General features: G+C 74.6%; 21 protein-coding genes. 6 read left to right on the forward strand and 15 right to left on the reverse strand.

Annotation, left to right across the window (positions count from 1 at the left end; all coding sequences use genetic code 11):
* Positions 1-17: 17 nt before the first annotated feature.
* Together ACGF4C_RS28900 and ACGF4C_RS28905 are read left to right on the forward strand one after the other, a co-directional pair.
* Positions 18-1,184: an exonuclease SbcCD subunit D gene (locus ACGF4C_RS28900; RefSeq protein WP_393569922.1), complete on the forward strand. Its 1,167-nt coding sequence runs from the start codon at positions 18-20 to the stop codon at positions 1,182-1,184.
* On the forward strand, positions 1,181-4,360 hold the full coding sequence (locus ACGF4C_RS28905; RefSeq protein WP_393569924.1) for an AAA family ATPase: 3,180 nt from the start codon (positions 1,181-1,183) through the stop codon (positions 4,358-4,360). Before ACGF4C_RS28900 ends, ACGF4C_RS28905 begins: the two co-directional genes overlap by 4 nt.
* A 27-nt stretch (positions 4,361-4,387) precedes the next feature.
* On the opposite strand, the gene ACGF4C_RS28910 is transcribed toward ACGF4C_RS28905, so the two are convergent.
* Complete coding sequence (locus ACGF4C_RS28910) at positions 4,388-4,834, reverse strand: Lrp/AsnC family transcriptional regulator (protein ID WP_201810976.1); 447 nt, start codon at positions 4,832-4,834, stop codon at positions 4,388-4,390.
* A gap of 94 nt (positions 4,835-4,928) precedes the next feature.
* On the opposite strand from ACGF4C_RS28910, the gene ACGF4C_RS28915 reads away from it, so the two are divergent.
* Entirely contained in the window at positions 4,929-5,435 is a 507-nt protein-coding gene (locus ACGF4C_RS28915) for a rhodanese-like domain-containing protein (RefSeq protein ID WP_393569927.1), read from the forward strand.
* A 118-nt stretch (positions 5,436-5,553) separates the two neighbouring features.
* Here ACGF4C_RS28915 and ACGF4C_RS28920 read toward each other — a convergent pair whose 3' ends face one another.
* The 3 genes from ACGF4C_RS28920 to ACGF4C_RS28930 all read right to left on the reverse strand — a co-directional run bounded on the left by ACGF4C_RS28920 (position 5,554) and on the right by ACGF4C_RS28930 (position 10,492).
* A complete protein-coding gene (locus ACGF4C_RS28920) occupies positions 5,554-7,248 on the reverse strand; it encodes a DUF885 domain-containing protein (protein ID WP_393569929.1) in 1,695 nt (564 codons plus the stop codon).
* A 151-nt stretch (positions 7,249-7,399) separates the two neighbouring features.
* Positions 7,400-8,797 carry a GNAT family N-acetyltransferase gene (locus ACGF4C_RS28925; protein WP_393569931.1) on the reverse strand — a complete coding sequence of 466 codons (1,398 nt, stop codon included), beginning with the start codon at positions 8,795-8,797 and terminating at the stop codon, positions 7,400-7,402.
* Between the two features lie 84 nt (positions 8,798-8,881).
* Positions 8,882-10,492, reverse strand: a complete 1,611-nt coding sequence (locus ACGF4C_RS28930) for an alkaline phosphatase D family protein (RefSeq protein ID WP_393569933.1) — start codon at positions 10,490-10,492, stop codon at positions 8,882-8,884.
* 310 nt (positions 10,493-10,802) lie between these two features.
* Here ACGF4C_RS28930 and ACGF4C_RS28935 point away from each other — a divergent pair, with 310 nt between their 5' ends.
* The gene (locus ACGF4C_RS28935; RefSeq protein ID WP_393569935.1) at positions 10,803-11,687 is read left to right on the forward strand and encodes an RNA polymerase sigma-70 factor; all 885 of its coding nucleotides are present in this window, start codon (positions 10,803-10,805) and stop codon (positions 11,685-11,687) included.
* Positions 11,688-11,945: 258 nt separating this feature from the next.
* Positions 11,946-12,689, forward strand: a complete 744-nt coding sequence (locus tag ACGF4C_RS28940) for a GntR family transcriptional regulator (RefSeq protein ID WP_393569937.1) — start codon at positions 11,946-11,948, stop codon at positions 12,687-12,689.
* A 25-nt stretch (positions 12,690-12,714) separates the two neighbouring features.
* Here the strand turns inward: ACGF4C_RS28940 and ACGF4C_RS28945 are convergent, their stop codons facing one another.
* The 3 genes from ACGF4C_RS28945 to ACGF4C_RS28955 all read right to left on the reverse strand — a co-directional run bounded on the left by ACGF4C_RS28945 (position 12,715) and on the right by ACGF4C_RS28955 (position 15,880).
* Positions 12,715-13,872, reverse strand: coding sequence for an ROK family protein (locus ACGF4C_RS28945; RefSeq protein ID WP_393569939.1), 1,158 nt, complete (start codon positions 13,870-13,872; stop codon positions 12,715-12,717).
* Between the two features lie 97 nt (positions 13,873-13,969).
* Positions 13,970-14,629, reverse strand: a complete 660-nt coding sequence (locus ACGF4C_RS28950) for a response regulator (RefSeq protein ID WP_393569941.1) — start codon at positions 14,627-14,629, stop codon at positions 13,970-13,972.
* A 9-nt stretch (positions 14,630-14,638) separates the two neighbouring features.
* Positions 14,639-15,880 (reverse strand): sensor histidine kinase, encoded by a 1,242-nt coding sequence (locus ACGF4C_RS28955; RefSeq protein ID WP_393569943.1) that lies wholly within the window; start codon positions 15,878-15,880, stop codon positions 14,639-14,641.
* A gap of 180 nt (positions 15,881-16,060) precedes the next feature.
* Between ACGF4C_RS28955 and ACGF4C_RS28960 the strand changes: the two genes are divergently transcribed.
* Positions 16,061-16,516, forward strand: coding sequence for a hypothetical protein (locus ACGF4C_RS28960; protein ID WP_393569945.1), 456 nt, complete (start codon positions 16,061-16,063; stop codon positions 16,514-16,516).
* On the opposite strand, the gene ACGF4C_RS28965 is transcribed toward ACGF4C_RS28960, so the two are convergent.
* The 8 genes from ACGF4C_RS28965 to ACGF4C_RS29000 all read right to left on the reverse strand — a co-directional run bounded on the left by ACGF4C_RS28965 (position 16,510) and on the right by ACGF4C_RS29000 (position 25,040).
* Positions 16,510-17,526, reverse strand: a complete 1,017-nt coding sequence (locus ACGF4C_RS28965; protein WP_393569947.1) for a TolB-like translocation protein — start codon at positions 17,524-17,526, stop codon at positions 16,510-16,512. The genes ACGF4C_RS28960 and ACGF4C_RS28965 overlap by 7 nt on opposite strands.
* A complete protein-coding gene (locus ACGF4C_RS28970) occupies positions 17,523-18,947 on the reverse strand; it encodes an MFS transporter (RefSeq protein ID WP_393569949.1) in 1,425 nt (474 codons plus the stop codon). Before ACGF4C_RS28970 ends, ACGF4C_RS28965 begins: the two co-directional genes overlap by 4 nt.
* A 1-nt stretch (position 18,948) precedes the next feature.
* On the reverse strand, positions 18,949-19,899 hold the full coding sequence (locus ACGF4C_RS28975; RefSeq protein ID WP_393569951.1) for an alkaline phosphatase family protein: 951 nt from the start codon (positions 19,897-19,899) through the stop codon (positions 18,949-18,951).
* A gap of 143 nt (positions 19,900-20,042) precedes the next feature.
* Positions 20,043-20,600 (reverse strand): G/U mismatch-specific DNA glycosylase, encoded by a 558-nt coding sequence (mug, locus tag ACGF4C_RS28980; protein ID WP_030413620.1) that lies wholly within the window; start codon positions 20,598-20,600, stop codon positions 20,043-20,045.
* Between the two features lie 15 nt (positions 20,601-20,615).
* Positions 20,616-22,049 (reverse strand): adenylosuccinate lyase, encoded by a 1,434-nt coding sequence (purB, locus tag ACGF4C_RS28985; RefSeq protein WP_393569962.1) that lies wholly within the window; start codon positions 22,047-22,049, stop codon positions 20,616-20,618.
* Between the two features lie 90 nt (positions 22,050-22,139).
* Positions 22,140-23,534: a transporter substrate-binding domain-containing protein gene (locus ACGF4C_RS28990; protein WP_393569954.1), complete on the reverse strand. Its 1,395-nt coding sequence runs from the start codon at positions 23,532-23,534 to the stop codon at positions 22,140-22,142.
* Positions 23,513-24,121, reverse strand: coding sequence for a serine/threonine-protein kinase (locus ACGF4C_RS28995; RefSeq protein WP_393569956.1), 609 nt, complete (start codon positions 24,119-24,121; stop codon positions 23,513-23,515). Before ACGF4C_RS28995 ends, ACGF4C_RS28990 begins: the two co-directional genes overlap by 22 nt.
* Positions 24,122-24,215: 94 nt before the next feature.
* Positions 24,216-25,040 (reverse strand): SGNH/GDSL hydrolase family protein, encoded by an 825-nt coding sequence (locus ACGF4C_RS29000; protein WP_393569958.1) that lies wholly within the window; start codon positions 25,038-25,040, stop codon positions 24,216-24,218.
* Positions 25,041-25,338: the final 298 nt, after the last annotated feature.

Below are 25,338 nucleotides of genomic sequence, written 5' to 3' on the forward strand. Positions count from 1 at the left end.
CAGGTCGGAGCGGATAGTTGAGATTTCTGCACACCTCCGACTGGCACCTGGGCCGGTCCTTCCACCGGGTAAGCCTGCTCACCGCCCAGCGCGCCTTCCTCGATCACCTCGTCGCGACGGTGCACGACCGGGGGATCGACGCCGTACTCGTCGCGGGCGACATCTACGACCGGGCCGTGCCGCCGCTCGCCGCCGTCGAGCTCTTCGACGAGGCGCTGCACCGGCTCGCGGAGCTCGGCGTCCCGACCGTGATGATCTCCGGCAACCACGACTCCGCCCGCCGGCTGGGCGTCGGCTCGGGACTCATGGCACGGGCCGGCATACACCTGCGCACCGACCCGGCCGACTGCGCCACCCCCGTGCTGCTGCACGACGCGCACGGCCCGGTCGCGCTCTACGGCCTGCCCTACCTCGAACCCGCCATGGTGCGCGACGCCCTCGGCGCGCCCCGGGCCGACCACGCGGCGGTGCTGGGCGCGGCGATGGACACGGTGCGCGCCGACCTCGCCGGCCGGCCGCCCGGGACCCGTTCGGTGGTGCTGGCGCACGCCTTCGTCACCGGCGGCGCGGTCAGCGACAGCGAACGCGACATCACCGTCGGCGGCGTCGCCTCCGTCCCCGCGGCCGTGTTCGACGGCGTGGACTACGCCGCGCTCGGCCATCTGCACGGCTGCCAGACCCTCACCGAACGGGTCCGCTACTCGGGATCCCCGCTGGCGTACTCGTTCTCCGAGGCCACCCACCGCAAATCGATGTGGCTGGTCGAGCTCGACGCGGACGGGGCGGTGCACGCGGAGCGGGTGGACTGCCCGGTCCCGCGGCCGCTGGCCCGGATCCGGGGGCCGCTTGCGCACCTGCTCGACGACCCGGCGCTGGCCGGGCACGAGGACTCCTGGGTCGAGGCGACGCTCACCGACAGCGCCCGCCCGCACGAACCCATGGCCCGGCTGGCCCGCCGCTTCCCGCACCTGGTCAGCCTGGTCTTCGACCCCGACCAGGAGCCGGGCCGCTCGTCGGCCTCGTACGCCCAGCGGCTGCGCGGCCGCAGCGACCAGGAGATCGCCGAGGACTTCGTGGCACACGTACGGTCCGGTCGCGCGGCCGACGCGCACGAGCGGGCCGAACTGAGCTCCGCGATCGACGAGGTGCGCGCCCAGGAGATGGCGGGCGAGGGGGCACGATGAGGCTGCACCGGCTGACCGTCAGCGCCTTCGGGCCGTTCGGCGACACCCAGACCGTCGACTTCGACCGGCTCACCCGGGACGGCCTGTTCCTGCTGCACGGGCCGACCGGCGCCGGCAAGACCTCCGTCCTCGACGCGGTCTGCTTCGCGCTGTACGGGTCGGTCCCCGGGGCGCGGCAGAGCGGCCAGGCACTGCGCAGCGACCTGGCCGACCCACTGACCCTCACCGAGGTCGTCCTCGAACTCACCGTCGCGGAACGCCGGTTGGAGATCACCCGGCTGCCCGAGCAGCCGCGGCCCAAGAAGCGCGGCAGCGGCACGACCAGGGAGAAGGCGCAGAGCCGGCTGCGGGAGTTCGTACCGGCCGGGCCGCAGGAGCGGGCGGCCGGCGGCGACGGGCACTGGAAGGCGCTGAGCCGCTCGCACCAGGAGATCGGGGAGGAGATCGGGCAGCTCCTCGGCATGAGCAAGGAGCAGTTCTGCCAGGTCGTGCTGTTGCCGCAGGGGGAGTTCGCGCGTTTCCTGCGGGCCGACGCCGAGGCCCGCGCCCGGCTGCTGGGGCGGCTCTTCGACACCCGCCGGTTCGCCGCGCTGGAGGAGCAGCTGACCGCGCGCCGCCGGGCCGCCGCCGACGAGGTCGCGGCGGGCGACGAACGGCTGCTGGCGCTGGCGCACCGGATGGCACAGGCGGCCGGCGGGACCGCGGACGCGGAAACCGGCGACGCCGCCGTCTTCGCGGGACTGCTGCCCGCCGCGGACCCCGGCCGGCGTACGGCGGCCGCGGTCCCGGCACAAGGCGGCGCCGCCGGACGGCGTACCGCGGGCACGGCCGGGCGGGCCGGACGCGGCACCGGGGCCGCCCGCGCGGAGTCGGACGTACCCGGGCCGGGCGAGCCGGGATTCGCGGACGCGGTGCTGGCCGTCGCCACCGTCGCCCGGGTGACCGCACGGGAGCGGCTGGACATCGCCCGCTGTGCGCTGCACCGGGCCGAGGAGACCGAACGGACCGCGGCCGGCCGGCTGGCGGAGGCCCGCGAACGGCACCGGCTCCAGCAGCGGTACGCGGACGCCCGCCGCCGGGCCGATGCGATCGAGGCCCGGGCCACGGAACGGGAGGAGACCCGCGCGAGGCTGGCCCGGGCCCGCGCCGCCGCGGAGGTGGCGCCCGCGCTGGCGCTGCGCGACGCCGCCGGACGCGACCTGGACGCCGCCCGGCGCGCCGACGCGGAATGCCGCGGCCTCCTGCCGCCGGAGCTCACCGACGCCGCGGGCGACCAACTCGCCCTCCACGAGCGAAAGTTGCGGGAGGAACTGGGCTCGCTCGGGGCGGCCCGGCGGGCCGAGCGGCGGGCCGCCGAGATCGGTACGGAACGGGGCGCACTGGACCGCGAGGCGCGCGCCGACGAGCAGACCCTGCTGGACGCCGACGAGTGGCTCGCCCAGTGGGACCGGGCCCGCCGCGCCCACCAGCAGCGCATCGAGGCGGCCCAGGAGGCCGCCACCCGCGCCGAGCAGCTCGCCGCCCGCGTGGAACCGGCCGCCGAACGGCTCGCCGCGGCCCGCCGTCGCGACCGGCTCGCCGAAGAAGTACGCGCCACGGAACAGGAGTTGCTCACCGCACGTGAGGAGTCCGCGGCCGCCCATGAGCACTGGCTCGACCTCAAGGACCGGCGGCTGCGCGGGATCGCCGCCGAGCTCGCGGCGGGGCTGACGGACGGCACGGCCTGCGTGGTGTGCGGTGCCACCGAGCACCCGGCACCGGCCCGGGCCGGCGCCGGCCACGTCGACCGCGCCGCCGAGGAAGCCGCTCTGGCCGCGTACCGCCGGGCCGAGGACGCCCGCCGGCAGGCCGAGCAGCGCGGCCAGTCGGCCAAGGAGGAACTGGCCGGCGCCGCCGCCACCGCCGGGGACGCCCCGGTGGCCGAACTCATCGCGCAGGTCGAGGAGTTGCGGGCCGAGCTGGCCCGTGAGCACGCCCGAGGCGCCGATCTGCACGCCGCCCGCGAGGCGCTCGAACGCGCCGAGCGGGAGCACGAACGGCGCCGCACCGAGCAGCAGCAGGCCGAGCGCCGGGCCGCCGCCCGCACCTCCCGCCGCGAGGCACTGGACGCCGAACGAGCGTCCCTGGACGAGGAGTTGACCCGGGCCCGCGCGGACTGCGCGAGCGTCGCCGAGCGGGCCGGGCACCTGGAGCGGCAGGTGGCCCGGCTGGCCGCCGCGGCCGAGGCGTCCCGTACGGCGCACTCCTGCGCCGAGCGGCTCAAGGAGGCCGACGCCGCGCTCTCCGACGCCGCCTACCGCGCCGGGTTCGACACCCCGCAGGAGGTCGCCGGGGCACTGCTGCGGGACGACGAGTGGCGGGCCCTGCAGCAGCGGCTCGACGACCAGCAGCGGGAATCCGCCGCGACCGAGGCGGAACTGGCCGACCCGGAGGTGTCCGCCGCGTCCGTCCTGCCGCCCGCGGACCCGGACGCCGCCCAGGCCGCCCACCAGCAGGCGGCGGCACGGCTGCGGACCGCCGCCACGGCCCACGCCGCCGCCGAGGACCGCGCCGCCGCACTCGACCGGCTCTCCGCGCGCGCCGAGGCCGACGCCCGGGCGCTGGCCCCGGCGCGCGCCGCCCACGACCGCATCGCCCGGCTCGCCGCCCTGGCCGCCGGCACGTCCGGTGAGAACGAGCGGCGGATGCGGCTGGAGTCGTACGTCCTGGCCGCCCGGCTCGAACAGGTCGCGGCCGCCGCCAGCGCCCGGCTGCACCGGATGTCGGCCGGCCGCTACACCCTCGTCCACTCCGACGAGCGGGCCGGCGGCACCCGCCGCTCCGGGCTCGGGCTGCACGTCATCGACGGCTGGACCGGCCGCGAGCGGGACACCGCCAGCCTCTCCGGCGGCGAGACCTTCTTCGCCTCGCTCGCGCTGGCCCTCGGCCTCGCCGACGTCGTCACCGACGAGGCCGGCGGCACCCGGCTGGACACCCTCTTCATCGACGAGGGCTTCGGCAGCCTCGACGAGCAGACCCTCGACGAGGTCCTGGACGTCCTGGACTCGCTGCGCGAACGCGACCGCAGCGTCGGCATCGTCAGCCATGTCGCGGACCTCAAGGCCCGCATCCCCGCCCAGCTGGAGGTCGTCAAGGCCCGCACCGGCTCGGCGGTACGGCACCACCTGCGGCACTGAGCCCCGGGGGAGGGCGGGGCGCCTCGGTCAGTGGCCGACCGGGCGGCGCAGCAGCGGCGACGAGTACACCACGCTGGTGGTCACCGCGCCGAGCGCGCCGATCCGCCCGGACACCTCTTCCAGATGCTTCATGGAACGGGCCGCCACCTTGATCACGAAGCAGTCGTCGCCCGTGACGTGGTGCGCCTCCAGGATCTCCGGCGTCGTCTCCAGCAGATCATGAAACGGCTTGTAATTGCCGTTCGGGTAGCGGAGCCGTACGAAGGCCAGCACCGGCAGTCCGATCCGCTCCGGGTCGACCACCGCCGCGTACCCCGAGATCACCCCGGCCTCCTCCAGCCGCCGGACCCGCTCGGTGACGGCACTGGCGGACATGTTCACGGCGCGGGCCAGCTCGGCGTAGCCCGCGCGGCCGTTGCGCTGCAGGACGTCGAGGATGCGCCAGTCGGTGGCGTCGGGGGAATATCCGGTCATCTGCGCTGTCTAGCAGTGGAATCCCCGGCTCGGCAAGGTTTCCGCCGGGGATCGTCACTTCTCGGCCGCCGTGGCGGACCATAGATTTACCGCCATGATCACTCAGCAGCCCCGCCCCGCCGAGCCGTCCCCGGCCGCCGCCCCCAGCCCCGTCCTCGCCACCCCGCCGGCCGCCCCGGCGGACGCCGCCGCCTACTTCGCCGCGCGGCTCGCCTTCCACACCGACGTCGCCGATGTGCACACCGCCCTCACGGCCGGCGCCCCGGACTTCGTCGTGGTCGACTCCCGCAGCACCGCCGCCTGGGACCAGGGCCACGTCCCCGGCGCCGTCCACCTGCCCACCGCCCGGATCCCCGCGGACGCCCCGCAGCTGCTCGACCCGGCGGTGCCGGTCGTCGTGTACTGCTGGGGCCCGGGCTGCGACGGCGCCACCCGCGCCGCCCTCGCGCTGGCCCGGCTCGGTTACCGCGTCAAGGAGATGCTCGGCGGCATCGAGTACTGGATCCGCGAGGGCTACCCGACCGAGACCTGGCAGGGCACCGAAACCCGGCCCGCCGACCCGCTGACGGCCCCGGTCGGCGCGGCGGACTGCGGCTGCTGAGCGGTCCGGGCGCGCGCCGGGCGCCGGGACCCGTCGGTTCCGGTACGGGCCCGGCACTCCCGTACCGGACCGGGTGGTCACGTACCGGCCCCGGACCCCGGCGCGGCGCGAACTCCCCTCAGAGAGCCGAGAGTTCGCTCAGGAGGTCGTCCAGGCCCAGGGAGCCCTGGGAGAGCGCGGCCATGTGCCAGGACTTCAGGTCGAAGTCGGCGCCGTGGCGGGCGCGGGCGGCCTCGCGGCCCTGGAGCCAGATGCGTTCGCCGAGCTTGTAGCCGATCGCCTGGCCGGCCATGCCCTGATAGCGGATGATCTCGCTCTCCACGAAGTCGGCCGGGCGGCTGCAGTGGCCCGCCAGGAACTCGTGGGCCAGCTGCGGCGTCCACCGCTCGCCCGGGTGGAACGGTGAGTCCGCCGGGATCTCCAGCTCCAGATGCATGCCGATGTCGATGATGACGCGGATGGCCCGCATCATCTGCGCGTCCAGATAGCCCAGCCGGCGCTCCGGCGTCGTCAGGAAGCCCAGCTCGTCCATGAGGCGTTCGGCGTACAGCGCCCAGCCTTCGGCGTTGGCGCTGACGATGCCCACCGTCGTCTGGTAGCGGGAGAGCGAATCGGCGACGTGCGCCCACTGCGCCAGCTGGAGGTGATGGCCGGGCACGCCCTCGTGGTACCACGTCGAGACCAGGTCGTACGCCGGGAAGCGGGTCTCGCCCATGGTCGGGAGCCAGGTGCGGCCGGGGCGGGAGAAGTCCAACGACGGCTGGGTGTAGTACGGGGCGGCGGCGCTGCCGGGCGGGGCGATCCTGGACTCCACCCGGCGCACCCGCTCGGCGAGCTCGAAGTGCGTGCCGTCCAGGGCGTCGATCGCCTCGTCCATCAGCGACTGCAGCCACTGCCGGGTCTCCTCGACCCCCTCGATCGCCTCACCGTGCTCGTCGCACCAGGCCAGCGCCTCCCACGGCGTCCTCGCGCCGGGCAGTACCCGCTCCGCCTCCTTGTTCATCTCGGCCAGGAGCCGGTGGAACTCCGACCAGCCGTACGCGTACGCCTCGTCCGCGTCGACGTCGGCGCCGTTGTAGTAGCGGGCGAGACGGGCGTAGCGTTCCCGGCCCACCACGTCCGGTGCGCCGGCGATGGCCGGGGCGTAGACGTCACGGAACCAGTCGCGCAGCTCCACCAGCGCGCCGGTGGCCACCTCGGCGGCCTCGGCCAGCTCGGCGCGCAGCTTCTCCGGGCCCGGGTCGGTGAACTCGGCGAACCAGCTGCGGTCGGTGCCGATCCATTCGTCCAACTGGCCGATGACCGTGGTGACTTGGAGCGGACCGGCGGGCAGGTCGCGCTTGCGGCCGGCGTCCAGGGCGGCGCGGTAGCCCTCCAGGGCGGCCGGTACCGCCCGCAGCCGCTGGGCGATCGCCGCCCAGTCCTCCTCGGTCTCGGACGGGGTGAGCGTGAACGCCTCGCGGACGTGGTGCAGCGGCGAGCTGAGGTTGCTGACCGCCCGCAGGCCCTCACCCGCCTCGTGCACCGCCAGCTCGGCGGTCAGCCGCTCGCGCAGCAGCCGCGCACAGACCTTCTCGGTGGGGTGCTCCGCGCCCGGCCGGGCCTCCGCCTCGCTGAGCTTCTCCAGCGTCGTACGGGCGAGCTGGGCCACCGCTTCCAGGCCCGTCGGTGAGAAGTCGGGGAGCTTGCCGGAGCTCTCGGGAATGCCGAGGTAGGTGCCGATGATGGGGTTCAGCTCGACGAGCGCGTCGACGTAGGCGTCGGCGACCTGGCGGGGCAGTGGACCGCTCGCGGGAGTAGTGGTGTGGGGCATGCGGCCCATCCTCGTACGGATCGGCCCGCCGCGTCACCATCAACAGCCCATACGTTCCTGTCACTTTACGCCGTCATTGCCTTCGCGGGCCCGGCGGGCGGCCGGCCGGGTGTGCGCGCCACCCGGCCGGACCGTGGGCCGCGGCCCCGCCTCAGCGGCGGCCGGTCGCGTCCTGGATGTGCACGGTCTCGCGGGGCTCCCGCCGGGCGGGCGGGCCGGCCGGGCGCGCCGTGATCACCAGCGTGCCCTCCTCGATCTGGTAGTCCAGCGGCAGACCGAGGCCGCGCATCGCGGCCACCATGCCGGTGTTGGACGCCTGGGTGATCGCGTACACGCTCTCGCAGCCGGTCTCGGCCGCCATCGCCACCAGCCGGCGCAGCAGCTCGGCGCCGATGCCGCGCTGCTGCCAGGCGTCCTCGACCAGCAGGGCGACCTCGGTCTCGTCGCCGTCCCAGAGCAGATGGCCGAGCGCCACCAGCCGGCCGGACGCGGTCTCCACCGCCAGCGTGCGGCCGAAGCGCGGGCTGAGCAGATGGGCGAGGTAGCGGTCCGCGTCCCCGACCGGGCCGTGGTAGCGCAGCGCGAGGGTCCGCGTCGAGCAGCGGTCGTGCATCTCGCGGGCCGCGGCCAGATCGGCGGGGCCGGCCCGGCGGACGGTGATCTCGTTGCCCTCGGGCAGGGTCAGCACGTCCCGCCGCGGCGGCACCCGCTGGCCCAGCCGGGCGTCCAGCTCGACCAGCGCCCGCACCCGGGCGAACTCGGTGGGGGTGAACGGCAACTGCGGCCTTTCGATCGTGAGTGAGCCCCCCCAGGGGTCACGGAACTTCATCACATGGTCCTCCAGCACGCCCTCCGCGGGCACCTGCTCGGCGAGCGGCTGCCCGGTCAGTGACCGGGCGGGCACCGAGTGGATCGTGCAGCGCCCCAGCAACTGCCGCAGTGCCAACGGGAGTTCGGCGGAATCCAGGGCCGTACGGGTCGCCAGCCCGAGCATCCGGGTCGGTGCGTCGACGAGGTCGTGCGCATCGGCCCGCTCCAGCCAGCTCCGGGAGCCGCCGGCGCCGGTCACCGTGCGGGTGAGCTCCGCGGGCGTCAGCGGGGCCGGCGCGCGCAGCAGGAACTCGTCGACGGTGCCCTCGGACAGCGGATGGGTCTGCAGGCTGAGGATGTCCACCTGCCGGGCGGCCAGTGCCGTGCACAGCGCGGCCAGGCTGCCCGGTTCGTCGCGGACCGTGGTCCGCATCCGCCACAGCGTCGTCTCCCGGCCGGCGGCCCGGGGGGCGGCGCCGGTGGGGGACGGCGCCGTGGCGCCGGTATCGGTCGGCGGCGGGGCGTGGTCGTGGCGCCGTGACCACCAGACGTGGAAGCCCGCCGTGGCGAGCAGGGCCACCGCGAAGGCGCACAGCAGCCCCGGCCCGGACGGGCCGTGCGCGACGGTGTCGGCGACCGCGTCGGCCACCGCGACGGCCGTGAACAGCGCCGCCAGCTCGACGAGCTCCCGCCGCCAATGGTGACGGCGGGACGATGTGGCAGAGGTTGCTTCAGTCATGCACACAAGCCTTGCCGACAGGTGTTGCCTGGTCGCCAACACATTGTGTCCGACGGGTAAAAGGTGCAATCGGGGCATTGGTCCCTACTGCCCTACCTGTCCGGGTTGGAGCACCTTGCTGAACAATACGTCGCCGCCCTCCTGGCGCAGCCGCACCGTCAGCTCCCCGCTTCCCCCGTCGATGTCGATCTCGCCGAAGTACTGCGGACTCTCCGCCGGGGAGACGTTCGCGCGGTCCGGTGCCTTGATGAACGCCTGCTCCGGGCCGAACGTTCCATCCAGCTTCACGGCCTGGAAACCGCCCGCGTTCAACGGCCCCGACACGAACTCCCAGAACGGCGCGAAGTCCTGGAACGCCGCCCGCTCCGGCGCGTAGTGCTGCGCCGAGGTGTAATGCACGTCCGTGGTGATCCACACCGTGCCGGTCACCCGGGCGTGCTTGATGTGCCGCAGCAGCTCCGCCAGCTGCAGCTCCCGCCCCAGCGGAGCGCCCGGATCGCCCTGCGCCACCGCCTCGAAGTTCGTCCTGCCGTCCGGGACGACCAGTCCCAGCGGCATGTCCGAGGCGATCACCTTCCACACCGCACGCGAGCGGGACAGCTCCCGCTTCAGCCAGCGCAGCTGCTCCGCCCCGAGGATGCCCTGCGGGTCGTCGGTCTGCCGGTCCGCCGAATTGGCGTTGCGGTAACGCCGCATGTCCAGCACGAAGACGTCCAGCAGCGGGCCGTGGTGCACCACCCGGTAGACCCGGCCTTCCCCACTCTCGGCTTCGCTCGACCGGGAGGTACCCCCGTCATTCGGCCGCAGCGTACGGATCGGGAAGTACTCGGCGAAGGCCCGCAGCGACCGCGCGGCGAGCACGTCCGTGCGCTTCTCGGTGTACCGGTCGTCGTCGAGCAGCTGCCCCGGGTACCAGTTGTTGTGCACCTCGTGGTCGTCCCACTGCGTGATCGTCGGGACCTGGGAGTTGAAGCGGCGCAGGTTCTCGTCCAGCAGGTTGTAGCGGAACGCGCCGCGGAACTCCTGGAGCGTCTCGGCGACCTTCGACTTCTCCTCGGTCGTGATGTTCCGCCAGATCCGGCCGTCCGGCAGCGTCACCCGCTCGGTGATCGGGTTGTCGGCGTAGATGTTGTCGCCGCTGCACAGGAAGAAGTCCGGGTTCCGGCGCCGCATGTCCTCGTAGATGCGGTAGCCGCCGCGATCCGGGTTGATGCCCCAGCCCTGGCCGGCCAGATCACCCGACCAGAGGAACCGCACATCGGAGCGGCGCCCCTCGGGGGCGGTACGGAAGGTGCCGGTCACCGGCTCGCCGGTGCGCCGCGGGTCGTCCGGGTCGGCCAGCAGCACCCGGTAGTGGATCTGCTCGCCGGGCGGCAGGCCGTGCAGCCCGGTGACGCCGGTGAAGTCCGTGCCCGCCCCGAGGACCGGACCGCGCCAGCTACGGGCGTTGCGGAACGACTCGGTCGCAGCGGTCTGCACCACCATCCGGGCCGGCCGGTCGGACCGCACCCACACCAGACCCGAGGACGTCGTCACATCGCCGACCTGCACGCCCCAGTCGGCGCTCGGCCGGCCGCCGCGGGCCAGTGCGGGCGCGGCCCCGGTGAGCGCGGGCAGCGCCAGCGCCGCGGAACCCGCCGCCGCGCCCCGCAACACCGCCCGTCGCCCCCAGCCGCCGCCGGATCCCTGCGCCATGTCCAACCTCCATGCCTCGACCGACTCACTGACGACCCGTTCGTATCGCTGTTCGATGCCCCGCAGTCGAACTCCCGGTGAACGCAGAGGGGTTCACGGGTGGTGTACGGGTATCCCGGCCCACGGGAGCGGCCGGCCCCGGGTCATGGTCGCAAGCCGGCGGGGCGACCGCCAGGACTCCGCCACGACGATGACGCTCCCCGTACGCGCCGCAGCCCACCGCGCCGGCCCGGCCCGCCGGGGCAGTGGTGTGCCTCGCACCGGGCCGTTTCCGCTGGACAACGGCCGGATCGCCGGGTGGGATGGGCGGGTGCGAAGCGATACCGCGACCGAGGTCTTCGAGGAACACCGGCCCGTCCTGTTCGGGGTGGCCTACCGGATGCTGGGCCGGGTGGCCGACGCCGAGGACGTGGTGCAGGACGCCTGGCTGCGCTGGGCCGGCGCGGACCGCGCCGAGGTCCGCGAGCCGCGCGCCTTCCTCATCCGGATCACCACCCGGCTGGCCATCGACCGGCTGCGCCAGGTCCAGTCGCGGCGGGAGTCCTACGTGGGGCCCTGGCTGCCCGAGCCGCTGGCGACGGACGCCGCCGGGAGCCCGCCGGACGGCGCGGAGCGGGCGGTGTTCGCCGAGACCGTCACCCTCGCGGTGCTCGTCGTCATGGAAGCGCTCTCCCCCCTGGAACGCGCGGTGTTCGTCCTGCGCGAGGCGTTCGGCTACCCCTACGCGGAGATCGCCGCGGTCCTCGACCGCAGCGAGGCCGCGGTGCGCCAACTGGCGGGCCGGGCCCGGCGCCACGTCGAGGAGGGCAGGCCCCGCTACGAGGTCGACCCGGAGCGGCAGCGCGATCTGACCGAGCGGTTCCTCGCCGCGGCGGCCGGTGACGACCTGGCCGGACTGCTGAGCCTGCTGACGGCGGACGCCCGGCTGGTCGGCGACAGCGGCGGCAAGGCCAAGGCGCCGCTGCGGATCATCGAGTCCGCCGACAAGGTCGCCCGCTTCCTCCTCGGCGTCGCCAAGTCCCAGCCGGCCGGCCTGGATTTCCGCCTGTGCGACCTCAACGGCGGGCCCGCGGTGCTGCTCCACCTGGACGGCGTCCCGGACACGGTCATCCAGCTCGGCGTCCAGGACGGCCGGATCCGGACCGTGTACATCGTGCGCAACCCCGACAAGCTCGGGGCGCTGGCCACCCCTTGAGCCGTGGCCCCCGTGGCCGGCGTGGCCCGCAGGCCGGGCGTCCCGGGGGCCTCCTTGGCGCGCGGCGCTTGGTGAATTCGGTGGCGGGATTGGTCTTGACCAAGGGTGGGGGCGGCCATATCGTCGGGATACTGCAACAACCTTTAATAAAGAAGCGCTCATAAAGGGTGCGCGGACGGGCCGTCGTGCAGGGCCCGTGTGCGGGCCCGGATCCCAGGGGGCGCTGCCCCGCGGGCAGCCGCCAGTGCGGAGGACAGGGTGGGGACCACGCAGCTCGACACGGTGCCGGAGCCGAAGTACTGGCACCTCAAGACCGTGCTCAGCCAGGCGCTGGACTCGGAGTTCGCGGTCGGTGAGGTTCTGCCCAACGAGCGTGATCTGGCGGCCCGGTTCGGGGTCGCCCGGGCCACGCTCCGGCAGGCGCTCGAACAGCTGGAGCTGGAGGGCCGGCTCCAGCGCCGCCGCGGCGTCGGCACCACCGTCGCCCCGCCGCGCGCCGACGTCGCCGTCGACTCCGTCCGGCACACCTGGCCCGGCGCCCCCGGCGACGACTGGCAGCCGGTCGACGCCGCCGAGAGCGACACCGTCCCGGCCGACGTGGCGCGGCTGCTGGAGACCGCCCCCGGCGAGCCGGTCCACGTCGTGCGCCGCAGCCGGGTCACCGACGGCCGCCCGGTCGCCGCCGAGCTGCTGTACGTCCCCGCGGCCGCGGTCCCCGGATACGACGCGGCGGCCGCGCTCAGCGCCCCCGGCCGCGCCCGTGCCGTGCTGCGCGCACTCCAGGAGCGCGAGTTGGAGGGCCAGGACCGCACCGTCGAGCTGGGCTCGGCCCGGGCCGAGGACGCCAAGCAGCTCGACCGGCTCCCGGGCGCGCCCGTTCTCGTCGTCACCACCCGCTATGTCTCCGGGGGACGCCCGACCGCGGTCGCGGTGTCCACATACCGCGCGGACACCTGCCGGCTGACGTTCGGCGAGCGCGACGCGATGGCCCTCGCGGGCTGACCGTACGCCGGGGAAGGGTGACGGCTCACCGACGGGCCGTCACGGTCCCCTCCACCGCGAAGAGTTCCCCCTCGACGTGGTCGAGCGCCAGCCGCAGCGCGCCGGTCGCCACCGCCGCCTCGCCCAGCTGGGACAGGACGACCCGCGGCGGCCGCAGACAATAACGCGCCAACTCCGCGCGCAGCGGCTCCAGTACGCCGGCCGACCCGGTCGCCCACCCACCGATCACCACCAGCTCGGGATCGAGCGCCAGCACCAGCGCGGCGACGTCGTGCACCAGCCGCCGGACGAACCGGTCCACCGCGTCCCGGGCCCGCGCATCACCCCGCCCGGCCGCCGCGAACACCGCCGCGACCTGCGCCTCGTCCAGCGGATGCAGCGGCTTCCCGGTCGTCGACAGCAGCGCCTCCGGGGTCGCCTCCCGCCCGAGCAGATGCAGCGCGCCGATCTCCCCGGCCGCGCCGCCGAACCCGCGGTGCAGCCGCCCGCCGATCAGCGAACCGGCACCCGGACTGAGCCCCGCCAGCACGAAGACGAGGTCGTCCGAACCGGTCGCCGCGCCCTGCCAGTGCTCGGCCACCGCCGCCGCGTTGGCGTCGTTCTCGACCAGCACCGGACAGCGGAACGACCGCCGCAGCCGGTCACCCAGCGGCAGCCCGGTCCACCCGGGCAGCGCGGTGCCCAGCCGTACCGTGCCGTCCGCCTCCACGATGCCGGGGCTGGCCACGCCGACGGCCCGCAGGCCCCGGCGCGGCACGCCGGTGCGCCGCAGCAGATCGGCCACCACGGCCCGCACCCGGTCCAGCCGCTCATCGGCCGGAGCGCCCTCCTCGACGGGGCGCTGCGCGGTGTCCAGCACCCGGCCGCTCAGATCCGACAGCAGCGCCACGATGCGGTGCGGCCCGATCTCGATGCCCAGCAGATGACCGGCCTCGGTACGGAACCGGAAGCGGCGGGCCGGGCGGCCCTGGCGGCGCGCCTCACCCTCCTCGGCGGGCACCTCCACGACCAGACCGCTCTCGATGAGCCCCTCGACCACGCCCTCGACCGTGGGCCGCGACAGGCCCGTCACCTGGACGAGATGGGTGAGCGTGGCGGCGTCCGCGGCGCGCAGCGCGTCCAGCACCACCGCGGAGTTGATCCGTCGCAGCAGCGAGGGGTCCCCGCCGGTGAGCCGCCCCAACGTCCGTCTCCCTAGCTTTCCGTTGTGTGGCGGATCGTAGCCGGTCAGACGGTGTGCGGCGAGCCCCGCCCGGGGCCGCGGCAGGCGCCGGCCCCCGCTACCCGACCGTTCCCGGCGTCACGAACCCGGACTCGTAGGCGGCGATCACGGCCTGGGTGCGGTCCCGGGCACCCAGCTTGGCCAGCACCGCGCTGACGTGCGTCTTGACCGTCTCGGCCCCGACCACCAGCTCCGCGGCGATCTCCGCGTTCGACAGGCCGCGGCACATCAGCCGCAGCACCCCCCGCTCCCGGCCCGTCAGCGCGGCCCGTTCGAACTCCGACCGGGCCCGGTCGCTCACCCGCTCCGCGGCGATGGCCCGCAGCGACGCCGGGAACAGCAGCGAGGAACCCTCCGCGACCAGCCGCACCGCGTGCACGATCTCGGCCGGCCGGGACCGCTTGAGCAGAAAGCCGTCCGCACCCGCGCGCAGTGCCTCGTAGACGTACTCGTCCGCCTCGAAGGTGGTGATGACGAGGATCCGCGGCGGGTCGGTGACCGTCCGGAGCACCGCGCGGGTCGCCTCGATCCCGTCCAGCAGCGGCATCCGTACGTCCATGGCGACCACGTCCGGCCGCAGTTGCCGCACCAGCGGGACCACGGCGGCCCCGTCGGCCGCCTCACCCGTCACCTCGATGTCGGCCTGGGCCTCCAGAACGGCGCGCAACCCGGCGCGCACCAGCGGCTCGTCGTCGACCAGGAGTACGGATATCGGCACCGGACCACCCTAGGGGAGGCGCGGTCGAACGGGCAGCGGCAGGCGGACGCTCACCTGCCATGCGCCGTCCGCCGGGCCGGTGCGGGCCTCGCCGCCGAGCAGTGCGGCGCGTTCGCGGATGCCGCGCAGGCCACGGCCGCCGCTGCCGGGGCCCGCCGGGGCGGCGGGCAGCGGATTGCGGACGTCCAGTTCCAGCACACCGCCGCCGGCCGCGATCCGGACGGACACCGGCACCGGACCCGCGTGCCGCAGTACGTTCGTCAGGGCCTCCTGCACCATGCGGTACCCCTCCCGGGAGACCGGCCCGGGCAGGTCCGCCAGCGGGCCGCTGAACTCGGCGCCGACCGTGCAGCCGGCGGCCCGGGCGGACTCCAGCAGCCGCTCGGCCTCGGTGAGCAGGGGCCGGTCGGCCGGCCGCGGTGCGTCCTCGCGCAGCAGCGCGAGGGCCCGCTCCAGCTCGCCGAGCGCCTGCCGCCCGGTCTCCTCGATGGCCTCCAGCGCCCGGTCGGTGAACTCCGGCGCCCCGGCGGCCCGGGCCGCCCCCGCCTGCACCACGGTCACGGTCAGCGCGTGCCCGATCGAATCGTGCAGCTCCCGGGCCAGCCGGTTGTGCGCCAGCAGCCGCTCCGTACGGGCCTCCAGCGCGGCCAGCCGTTCGGCCGCCGAGGGGCCCAGCAACAGCCGCGCGGCACGGGCCATCAGCGACCCCGCCGCCAGGACCACGGCCAGGAGCAGCACGAGGGGGAGCGGCACGAACAGGCCGTACCACCAGTGGGGCGCCTCGATGGCCGGCAGACCCCTCAGATGGCTGGGCCGGCCGGCCGCCGCCATGGCGAACGCGACCACCAGGACGGGCAGTTGGACGGTCAGGGCGGTCACGGCCACACCCGTCTCCAGCCGCAGCAGCAGCCATCCGGCGGTGCGGACGCGATCGCGCCGGCGGGCCGCCGGGGTGGTGGAGATACCGGACGCGGCCCGCTGCACCGGGCCGTGCGGGCCGGGCGTCAGCAGCAGCTGGGCCTGGAGGCCCTCGATCCGCCGGACCACGGGTACCAGGGCGGCCGCGAGGACCAGGGGCACCGGCAGCACCGCGATCCACAGCCAGGTCTCCCAGCCGCCCGTCCGGAACGTCTGCGGGTGCAGGAAACCGGCCAGCACCCCGGCGACCGTGGCCATGAGCAGGTGCAGCCAGCGGGTGTACGTGACGGGCCGGCCGAGCCGGCGGACGACAAAGGCGAACGGGACGGTCACGCCGTCATCGTGCCAGCGCGCGACCGGGCGTCGCCTCCCTCTGGTGGGGGAGACGTTGACCGGTGAGGGAGGCGCTTCCCGGTGCAGGGGGAGGCCGGACGAGGAGGTCGAGGGCTGGTGGGAGCCGGTCTGCCGCCGGGCGCACGGCCAAATGTCAGACCCCCGCGCTTTACTGACGGTATGACGCTTGACGAGCAGCTGACGACCATCGACCGGCTGCGCCTGCAGGAGTTCCCGGCGCAGCGGGTCGGCTCCGCGCCGGCCGGGAGCGGGCCGGGCTTCCACATGGCGGACCTGCGGGTCAGTGGGGACTTCTGGGACGCGGACCACACCGAGCTGGCGGAGGCCGAGGAGGAGTTCGAGGCCGCGCTGACCGCACTGGTGCAGGCGCTGTCCTTACGGTGGGGCGAGCCCCAAGTCCTGGACCTGGAAGGCGCGTTGGAGCGGACGGCGCAGGGGCTGCCGGTGCGGCCGCCGCTGGACACCCTGTGCGGTTTCGTGCCGCGGATGTACGGCTGGCGGGTGGCGGGCCGGTGGATAGGCGTCGGCGTCGGACAGGGCGGCCGGGAGCTGCCGTTGCAGCTGCTGGTGGCGGTGGGGGAGGAGGAGGTGGCGCGGTCGGCCGGCGGTCAGTGAGGGAAGACCGGGGCGAGCGCGGCGCTGGCGAGCCGGTGCGGGGTGCCCGAGCCGTCGGCGGGGACGGTCCACAGATCGGCGCCGTAGTCGCCCGGCAGCGCGTAGACCAGCGTGTGGCGGTCCTGCCAGACCGCCTGGTCGTCGATGTTGCGGTGCTCCCCGGTCGCGGTCTCGTGCAGCGTGCGCAGATCGAGCACGTACAGCCGCCAGGGGGCGTCCGGATCGGCGCCGGTGACCCGCTTCTTGTACGCGATGCGGGTGCCGTCGGGCGACAGCGAGGGGCATTCGACGTTGCCGTGCAGCGCGCGCAGGGTACGGGCGGTGCGGTCACCGCGGACGAGGTAGGTCTGCCCGCCGGTGGCGGCGGTGGCGTAGAAGTGGTCGTCGTCGGCGAAGGTGACGCCCCAGATGTTGACGTCGGCCGCGTGCACCCGGTGTCCGCCGACGGACAGCGCATAGGTCTCCAGGTTGGCGTCCAGATGTCCGGTGCGGGTGTCGAGGATCGAGGTCCGGGTGGAGAAGGCGGTGCCCGCGTAGGAGTCGCCGCTGACGAAGACGGTCCAGCCGACGGTGCGGCCGCCGGGGGAGACCCGGGCCCGGGTCGGGGTGCCGGCCAGACCGTAGTGGCGCCGCTCGTGCAGCCGGTCGTCGAGGACCACCGCCCGGTAGGTGTCGCGGAGTTCGCCGTGCACGGCCTGCAGGCAGATGCCGGTGCCGGCGGCCGCGTGGAAGCGCAGGCAGCGGACGCCGGAGGCGGTGCGCGGGCCGGCGGGTCCGCCGGCCCGCACCGCGGCGATCTCGTCGCGGTGCGGGCCCCAGGCCAGGTTGCGGAAGAGCACGCGGTGCGGATCGCTCAGCCGTACTGTCCCGGAGGCGACCGCGGGGCCGCCGGCCTGGGGGCGGTCCTTCTCGGCGGCCCGCCCGGCGGCGTGCAGGGTCGCGCCGACCGCGATCCCGCCGAGGACGAGGACGGTGACGAGCAGGACCAGGAGGCGGGCGGTACGGCTCACGGGGCGGGCTCCGAAGGTGTGGGGGTGACATCGGCCGGGGGCCGAGTGGCGTCGGCCCCGGAGGTGGCGCGCAGCAGCCGGGCGCTGATAGCTGCGGCAAGTGCCAGACCGGCCGCGGCGAGGGCGAGCGCCCAGCGGTCGCCCCAGGCGGTCCAGGCGGCGCCGAAGGCCAGCGAGCAGCCGAAGCGGGCCGCGGCCTGGCCGGTCTGCACCACCGCCAGCCCACTGCCGCGCCAGGCGTCCGGCACCGCGTCGGCGGTGGCCGCGGCGAGCACACCGTCGGTGGCCGCGTAAAAGCCCCCGTGCAGGACGAGGACCAGGCCGGTCAGCACCGGCGAGGCGGCGAACGGCGCGAGCAGCACCCCGTAGGCGCCGAGCAGCGCGAGATGGCCGAGCAGGAACAGCCGGCGGCGGCCCCACCGGTCCGCGACCGCGCCCAGCGGCACGGCCAGCAGCAGGAAGGCCGCGGCGGTGCCCAGCGGCAGCAGCGGGAACCACGCCCCGGACAGCCCGAGCCGGTGCTGGAGGGTGAGGTACAGGAAGGAGTCGCTGACCGTGGTCAGACCGAGCAGCACGGCGCAGCCGGTGAGCCGGCGCAGCGCGGGCAGCCGCAACAACGGCCGCAGCGGAGGGGCGGACGCCGGGCCCCGCGGACGGGCGGACGCGGCGTCGCGCGGCGGGGTGGGCGACGCCGGGCCGTGCGCCGGGGACGGGAGCGAGCCGTGTGCCGGGGACGGGAACCGGCCGGCGGCCTCGGTGGTGTCCGGTGCGGAGGGCCGGATCCGGGCCGGGACGAAGAGCACCAGGACGGCCACGCCGAGCGCGGCCACACAGCCGCTGAACGTGAACACAGCGTCGTACCCCCCGGCCGCGGCGCGCAGCACGAGGAAGGCGACCAGCGGGCCGAGCAGCGCGCCGGCGGTGTCCATCGCCCGGTGCACGCCGAACGCCCGGCCGCGGACCGCCGGTTCGCCGGCGAGCGAGATCATCGCGTCGCGCGGTGCGGTGCGCAGCCCCTTGCCGGTGCGGTCGACGGCCAGCACGGCACCGATCAGCGGCAGCGTGTGCACGAGCAGCAACAGCGGTTTGCACAGGGCCGAGAGACCGTACCCGACCACCGCGACGACCTTGTGGCCGCCGCCCCCGCCGCGGTCCGAGACCCGCCCGCCGACCAGCCGGACGAGCGCGCCGACGCCGTTGTACAGGCCGTCCAGCAGCCCGAACCCGAGCGGGGACAGGCCGAGTTCGGCGACGAGGTACAGCGGCAGGACGGCGGTGACCATCTCCGAGGAGACGTCGGTGATCAGGCTGACGGTGCCCAGGACGAGGACGGTGCCGGGGACCGCGGCCCGGACCGGCCGGCCCGGGCGTGCGCCCGGGCCGGCCGTCGTGGGGGTGGCGCGGCTGTCCGCGAGGTACACCTCAGTTCGCCCAGACGCCGGTGATGTCCTTGGCGTCGGCGGCCTTCCCGGCGTGCGAGGTGCCGTACATGTCCTCAAGGGTGCGCAGCATGTCGTAGTGGTTGTAGGTGGTGCCCGAGGTGGAGCCGGGCTGCACCGGCTGGCCGTACAGGACGGTCGGGATGCGGTTGCCGCTGAGGCGGTTGTCCTCGTCGAAGGTGAGCAGCAGCAGGCTGTTGTGGGTCTTGGCCCAGTCCGCGTAGCTCTTGAGGTGGTTCTTCAGCCAGGTGTCACCGGTGGAGACCGAGCAGTCGTGCATGTCGCCGCACAGGTTCGGCACGACGAACGACACGGTCGGCAGGGTGCTGAAGTCCGTGGGGAACGCGTCGAAGGTGTGCGCCGTGTTGGTGGGCACGTTGCTGAAGCCGAACCAGGGGTTGTGCTTCTGCGCGTACTTGCCGCTCCGGCAGGTGGTGGAGCCCTCGGCCGGCAGCGACTCGTTGTAGCTGGCCCAGGACTTGCCGGCCGCGGTCACCTCGGAGGCGAGGTTGGCCGCTGAGCTGAAACCGGGGGTGACGCAGCTGTCGTCGGTGACGCCCTGGGTGTCGCCGGAGAACATCGCGTAGTAGTTGGGCTGGCTGGGGTGGGTCTCGGCGTACGAGGCGGTGAGGCTGGCGCCGCCGGCGGCCAGGGAGTTGATGTACGGGGCGCTGGAGCTGCCCAGCACCTGGTTGTAGGCGTGGTTCTCGAAGACCACCACGACCACGTGGTCGGGGCTGGGCACCCCGGCCGCGGCGGCCTCGGCGCCGAAGCCGTTGCCGGCCCAGATGCCGAGTCCGGCGACGGCGAGGCCGAACGCCCCGGCTAGCGCGGTGAGCTTGTGGCGGCGCGAGCGGCGGCCGCGGTGGTCCGCCGCGGACCCGGCGGCGGAGGGGGAGGGGACGGGGGAGGGCAAGGAGGACGGAGTGGGCACGACTGCCTCCGTACGGAAGAGTGGGGGCGTGCACGGGCGGCGACAGAGTAGAGCCACCGAGGTGACATGTACACGCCTTCAGGATGACGGTTGGCCGAACGCCCGCCGTCCGCCCGCCACCCGGTCCCGGAAGGCGGGACCCGCTATGCGTCCTGGTCCTCCGCGAACGCCGCGGCGCGCAGCCGCCCGTACTCCTCCGCCATCGTCACCGGCGTCCAATGGGCGTTCAGTCCGCTGGGGTTGGGGAGTGCCCAGATCCGCGTTTCCCCCAGCGTACGAGCCTGCGGCCCGACTGTCGCGCGCTTGTCGTCGAAGGCGACGCGGTAGGCCGTGACCCCGGCGACGGCGAGCCAGCGCGGCCGCAGCCGGGCCACCTTCTCCGCCAGCAGCCGGCCGCCCTCGCGGAACTCCTCCGCGGTCAGCTCGTCCGCCCGCGCGGTCGCCCGCGCGACGACATTGGTGATCCCGACCCCGTGCGCGAGCAGCTCCTCCTGCTCATCGGGGCGCAGCCGCCGCGGCGTGAAGCCGGCGGCGTGCAGCACCGGCCAGAACCGGTTGCCGGGCCGGGCGAAGTGGTGGCCGGTCGCCGCCGACATCAGCCCGGGGTTGATCCCGCAGAAGAGGACCCGCAGACCGCTCGCCGCCACGTCCGGGACGAGGCGGTCACGAGCGGCCTGCAGCTCCTCCGGGGTGAAACGCACCTCATGACTCCCGGGTCAGAGGATCGCGCCCGGGGTGTAGCCGGCGGCCTCCGGGTGCTGCTCGGCGATCTCCTCGATCCGGGCCACGACCGACGCCACCTGGTCGGCGGCCGCACCGGTGAACGACAGCTTGTCCGCCATCAGCGCGTCCAGCTGCGCCCGGTCCAGCGGAATCCGGGCGTCCGCCGCCAGCTTGTCCAGCAGCTCGTTCCGCTCGGCGCCCTGCTCACGCATGGCCAGCGCCGACGCCACCGCGTTCTCCTTGATCGCCTCGTGGGCCTCCTCGCGGCCCACCCCGGCGCGGACCGCGCCCATCAGCACCTTCGTCGTGGCGAGGAACGGCAGGTAACGGTCCAGCTCACGGGCGACGACGGCGGGGAACGCACCGAACTCGTCGAGCACCGTCAGGAACGTCTCCAGCAGCCCGTCCAGCGCGAAGAACGAGTCCGGCAGGGCCACCCGGCGCACCACGGAGCAGGACACGTCGCCCTCGTTCCACTGGTCACCGGAGAGCTCACCGGCCATCGAGGCGTAGCCCCGCAGGATCACCATCAGGCCGTTGACGCGCTCGCAGGAGCGGGTGTTCATCTTGTGCGGCATCGCCGACGAGCCGACCTGGCCGGGCTTGAAGCCCTCGGTGACCAGCTCGTGCCCGGCCATCAGCCGGATCGTCTTCGCCAGCGACGAGGGCGCGGCCGCCAGCTGCACCAGCGAGGTGACCACGTCGTAGTCCAGCGAGCGCGGGTAGACCTGACCGACGGACGTGAAGGCCTGCCCGAAGCCGAGGTGCGCGGCGATCCGCTGCTCCAGCTCGGCCAGCTTCGCCGCATCACCGCCCAGCAGGTCCAGCATGTCCTGCGCGGTCCCCACGGGGCCCTTGATGCCGCGCAGCGGGTAACGGGAGAGCAGATCTTCCAGGCGCGCGTACGCCACCAGCAGCTCGTCCGCCGCGGTCGCGAACCGCTTGCCCAGCGTCGTGGTCTGCGCGGCGACGTTGTGCGAGCGGCCCGCCAGCACCAGCTCGGCGTGCTGGGCGGCCAGCGAACCCAGGCGCGCCAGCACGGCGACCGTGCGGTCCCGCATCAGCTCCAGCGACAGCCGCACCTGAAGCTGCTCGACGTTCTCGGTCAGGTCGCGGGAGGTCATGCCCTTGTGGACCTGCTCGTGCCCGGCCAGCGCGTTGAACTCCTCGATCCGCGCCTTCACGTCGTGCCGGGTGACCTTCTCGCGCTCGGCGATCGACGCCAGGTCGACGTCCTCCAGGACCCGCTCGTAGTCGGCCAGCGCCTCCTCGGGGACCGCCACCCCCAGGTCCTTCTGCGCACGCAGCACGGCGAGCCACAGCTTCCGCTCCAGCTTGACCTTGTACTCGGGGGACCAGAGCACGGCCAGCTCCGCGGAGGCGTAGCGGCCGGCCAGAACATTGGGGATGCGAGGCTTCGCAGACACAGCAGTCACGTGGTCAGAGTCTACTGGCGATTCGCGCAGGCCAGCGCCCCGGTCCCGGCTGTGCGTTCCTACAGGCGCCGGCCGGCCCCGCTACCGGCCCCCGTTGACGGCCGCCCGCTCCACCGCGCCGTCCTCGACGTACCAGTTCTTGAGGATCTTCGCGTACTCGCCGCTCCTGATCAGCCGGTCGAGGGCTCCGCGCACCGCGTCCCGCAGCGCCGCGCGGTTCTTGGCCACCGCGATGCCGTAGAGCAGCGGCTCGATCTGCTCGCCGACGAGTGCGAGGACGCCGCCGCCCGAGAGCGTGGCGGCGGTGTGCGCCGCCACCGGGAAGTCGTCCAGACAGGCCGACGAACGGCCCTTGGCGACGTCGTCGTAGACCTCCGCCTGCGACTCGAACTCCCGGATCCGCGGCCCCTTGGCGACCTTCCGGCCCAGCTCGTCCACGTAGTCCCGGGCGAGGGAGCCACGCTGGACGGCGACCGTCCGGCCGGCCAGGTCCGCGGGCTTCCGGATGCCCTCCGGGTCACCCTTGCGGACCACGAGCACGAGCCCGGCCCTGAAGTAGTCGACCAGGTCGACGCCGCTGCCGGTCTTCGTTCCGTCCGCGATCCCCTGCTGCCGGTCCTTGGTGTCGGCCAGCGCCGACATGACCAGGTCGAAACGGCCCGCGGCCAGGCCGGCGAGCAGGGAGTCGAAGACGGTGTTCTCGAAGGCGACGCGCACCCCCAGTGCGCGTCCGAGGGCGTTCGCGATCTCGACGTCGACTCCGGCCGGCCTGCCGTCCCGGACGAACTCCATGGGCGCGTAGGCGATGTCCGAGCCGATGGTGATCCTGCCCTTGTCAAGGATCTCCTGCGGCAACCGGCCGGACGGTTCCGGAGAGACAACGGGCCGGCCCCCGGCGTTCTCACCACTGGCGCGGTCCCCGCCCTGCGGCCACAGCGCCCAGCCCAGCGCCCCGGTGCCGGCCAGACCCCCCACCACGGACAGCGCGCCGAGCAACCGGCGCCGGCTCGGTCCCGGGGAGGCGGGCGGCGGGGGCGTGGCGGTGTGCGCGGGCCAGGCCGGCGTCGCGCCGGGCGACGGCGGGGGCGGCGGGCCGTCCGGCGTCGTACGGGTCGGCAGCTGGTCGAACGGGACGCCGGCCGGCGCCTGGGCCCCGGGCCGCGGAACGTGGGCGTCCGGCGACCGGGGGTCGGCGAGCTGCGCGGACAGACGGCGGAGCCGGTCGGCAACGGGGGCGGGCAGCCAGTCGCCGTACGGGCCGGCCGGGCCCACCCGCGCCATCAGGGCGGGCAGCGCGGGCCGCTGCTCCGGCTCCTTGGCCAGGCAGGCCGCCGCCACCTCCCGCAGCCCGTCCGGCAGCCCGTCCAGCCGCGGTTCCTCGTGCACGGTGCGGTACATCAGGATCTGCGGCTCGGCGCTCCCGTACGGGCCGCCGCCGGTCGCCGCGAACACCATCACCCCGCCGAGCGCGAACACGTCCGCCGCGCCCGTGACGTCCGGCCCGTCATGACGAGTTGCTCGGGCGCCATGAACCCCGGCGTGCCGAGGGCGGTACCGGTCATCGTCAGAGCGGTGTCCGCGGCCGAGTACGCGATGCCGAAGTCGATCACCCGCGGTCCCTCGGCCGTGAGCAGGATGTTCGACGGCTTGAGGTCGCGGTGTACCAGGCCGTGCGCGTGCACCGCCGCCAGGGCCTGCAACAGGCCCGCCGTCAGCAGCCGCACCGCCGGCTCCGGCAGCGGCCCGCCGTCGTGCACGGCATCGGTCAGCGAGACACCCGGCACGTAGTCGGTCGCCATCCACGGCACGTCGTCATGCGGCGCGGCGTCGACCACCGGCGCCACGAACGGCCCGCCCACCCGCCGGGCGGCGGCCACCTCACGGGCGAAACGCGTCCGGAAACCCCGGTCGTCGGCGAGTTCGGACCGCGCGGTCTTCACCGCCACCGTCCGCCCGTCCGCCGCACGGCCGAGATACACCCGGCCCATCCCGCCGCCCCCGAGCAGCCCGACGATCCGGAACGGTCCAATCCGCTGCGGATCGCCCTTGGTCAACGGTCGCACCCACTACCCCCACCCCGTGCCCGCACTTGTGCCCGGCAGTATTCCGCACGCCGCCCGCCTCCGGCCCGTGCGGTGGCCGGTGACCGCGCCTGCGTTACGCCCCGACCGGGACCCAGGCGGTCACCGGGCCGGGGTCCGTGTGGTCCGCCGGGCCGACCCAGAAGGCCGTCCCCAGCTCAGGACTCACATGGGCGCCCAGCCGGCCGTCCCCCGAGGAACGGCCGGTCAGCCGCCGCCCTATCCAGGGCCCGAGGTGCTCGCGCGCGAACCGCAGGTCCGCGGCCCGCCGGGCCCGCCAGCCCGGCGGTGCGGCCGCCGGCAGCGGGGCGTCCCAGTCCGACTCGGCGGGCAGCCCGAGCGCCTGCCAGACCGCCTCGGCCACCCGGCGGTGCCCCTCGGCGTTCAGATGCAGCCGGTCGTCCGCCCACATCCGCGGGTCGGCCAGCGCCTTCGACGCGTACAGGTCCACGACCAGCGCGCCGTGCCGCGCGGCGATCTCGTCGATCCGCGCGAAGAGCTGCTCCATCCGCGGCCGGAAGCGCTCCAGTACGGGCCCCTGGCGGCCCGGACTGCGCATCAGCACCAGCCGCCCGCCGCCCTTCACCAGCAGCTCGGCCGCGGTCTCCAGCTGCGCGCACACCCGCGCGACGTCGCACTTCGGGCGCAGCACGTCGTTGAGCCCGCCCACCAGCGTCACGAGGTCCGCCCCCATCGACGCGGCCGGGCCGCACTGGTCGTCCAGGATCTGCCCGATCAACTTGCCGCGCACCGCGAGGTTGGCATACCGGAAGTCCGGCGTCCGCGCCGCCAGCCGCACGGCGAGCAGGTCGGCCCAACCACGGTAGGAGCCGTCGGGAAGCCCGTCCGACATTCCTTCGGTGAAGCTGTCACCTATGGCTACGAAACTCGTGTACGACACATGCGGATGTTATATGGCCCCACGTACTTGGCTTTCCCGCCGTGGGGGTTGCTCGCCGTTGCGCTTTGCGGCGCCTCCCACGTAGCTGTCTTTCCCGCCGCGGGGCGCCTCGCCGTTGTGCGCTTTGCGGCGCGCCGCACGTAGTTGTCTGCGGCGGCGCGGGGCTTGGTCGCCGTTGCGCCTGCGGCGGGCTGGGTTTGTGGTGGGTGCGGTGACGGGCCTCCGGGGCCTTGTTCGTGGACTGCTGACGCTTTACGTCCACGAACAAGGCCCCTCCGGCCCGTCCCCTCCCGTTGGG

The organism is Streptomyces sp. NPDC048197 (assembly GCF_043202395.1).
Classification (GTDB): domain Bacteria; phylum Actinomycetota; class Actinomycetes; order Streptomycetales; family Streptomycetaceae; genus Streptomyces; species Streptomyces siderophoricus.

What these genes read in the sequence shown, in the direction of transcription:
- ACGF4C_RS28905 (WP_393569924.1), top strand. Translation starts at nt 1,181, where the DNA reads ATGAGGCTGCACCGGCTGACCGTCAGCGCCTTCGGGCCGTTCGGCGAC.
- ACGF4C_RS28910 (WP_201810976.1), bottom strand. Translation starts at nt 4,834, where the DNA reads ATGACCGGATATTCCCCCGACGCCACCGACTGGCGCATCCTCGACGTC.
- ACGF4C_RS28915 (WP_393569927.1), top strand. Translation starts at nt 4,929, where the DNA reads ATGATCACTCAGCAGCCCCGCCCCGCCGAGCCGTCCCCGGCCGCCGCC.
- ACGF4C_RS28920 (WP_393569929.1), bottom strand. Translation starts at nt 7,248, where the DNA reads ATGCCCCACACCACTACTCCCGCGAGCGGTCCACTGCCCCGCCAGGTC.
- ACGF4C_RS28925 (WP_393569931.1), bottom strand. Translation starts at nt 8,797, where the DNA reads ATGACTGAAGCAACCTCTGCCACATCGTCCCGCCGTCACCATTGGCGG.
- ACGF4C_RS28930 (WP_393569933.1), bottom strand. Translation starts at nt 10,492, where the DNA reads ATGGCGCAGGGATCCGGCGGCGGCTGGGGGCGACGGGCGGTGTTGCGG.
- ACGF4C_RS28960 (WP_393569945.1), top strand. Translation starts at nt 16,061, where the DNA reads ATGACGCTTGACGAGCAGCTGACGACCATCGACCGGCTGCGCCTGCAG.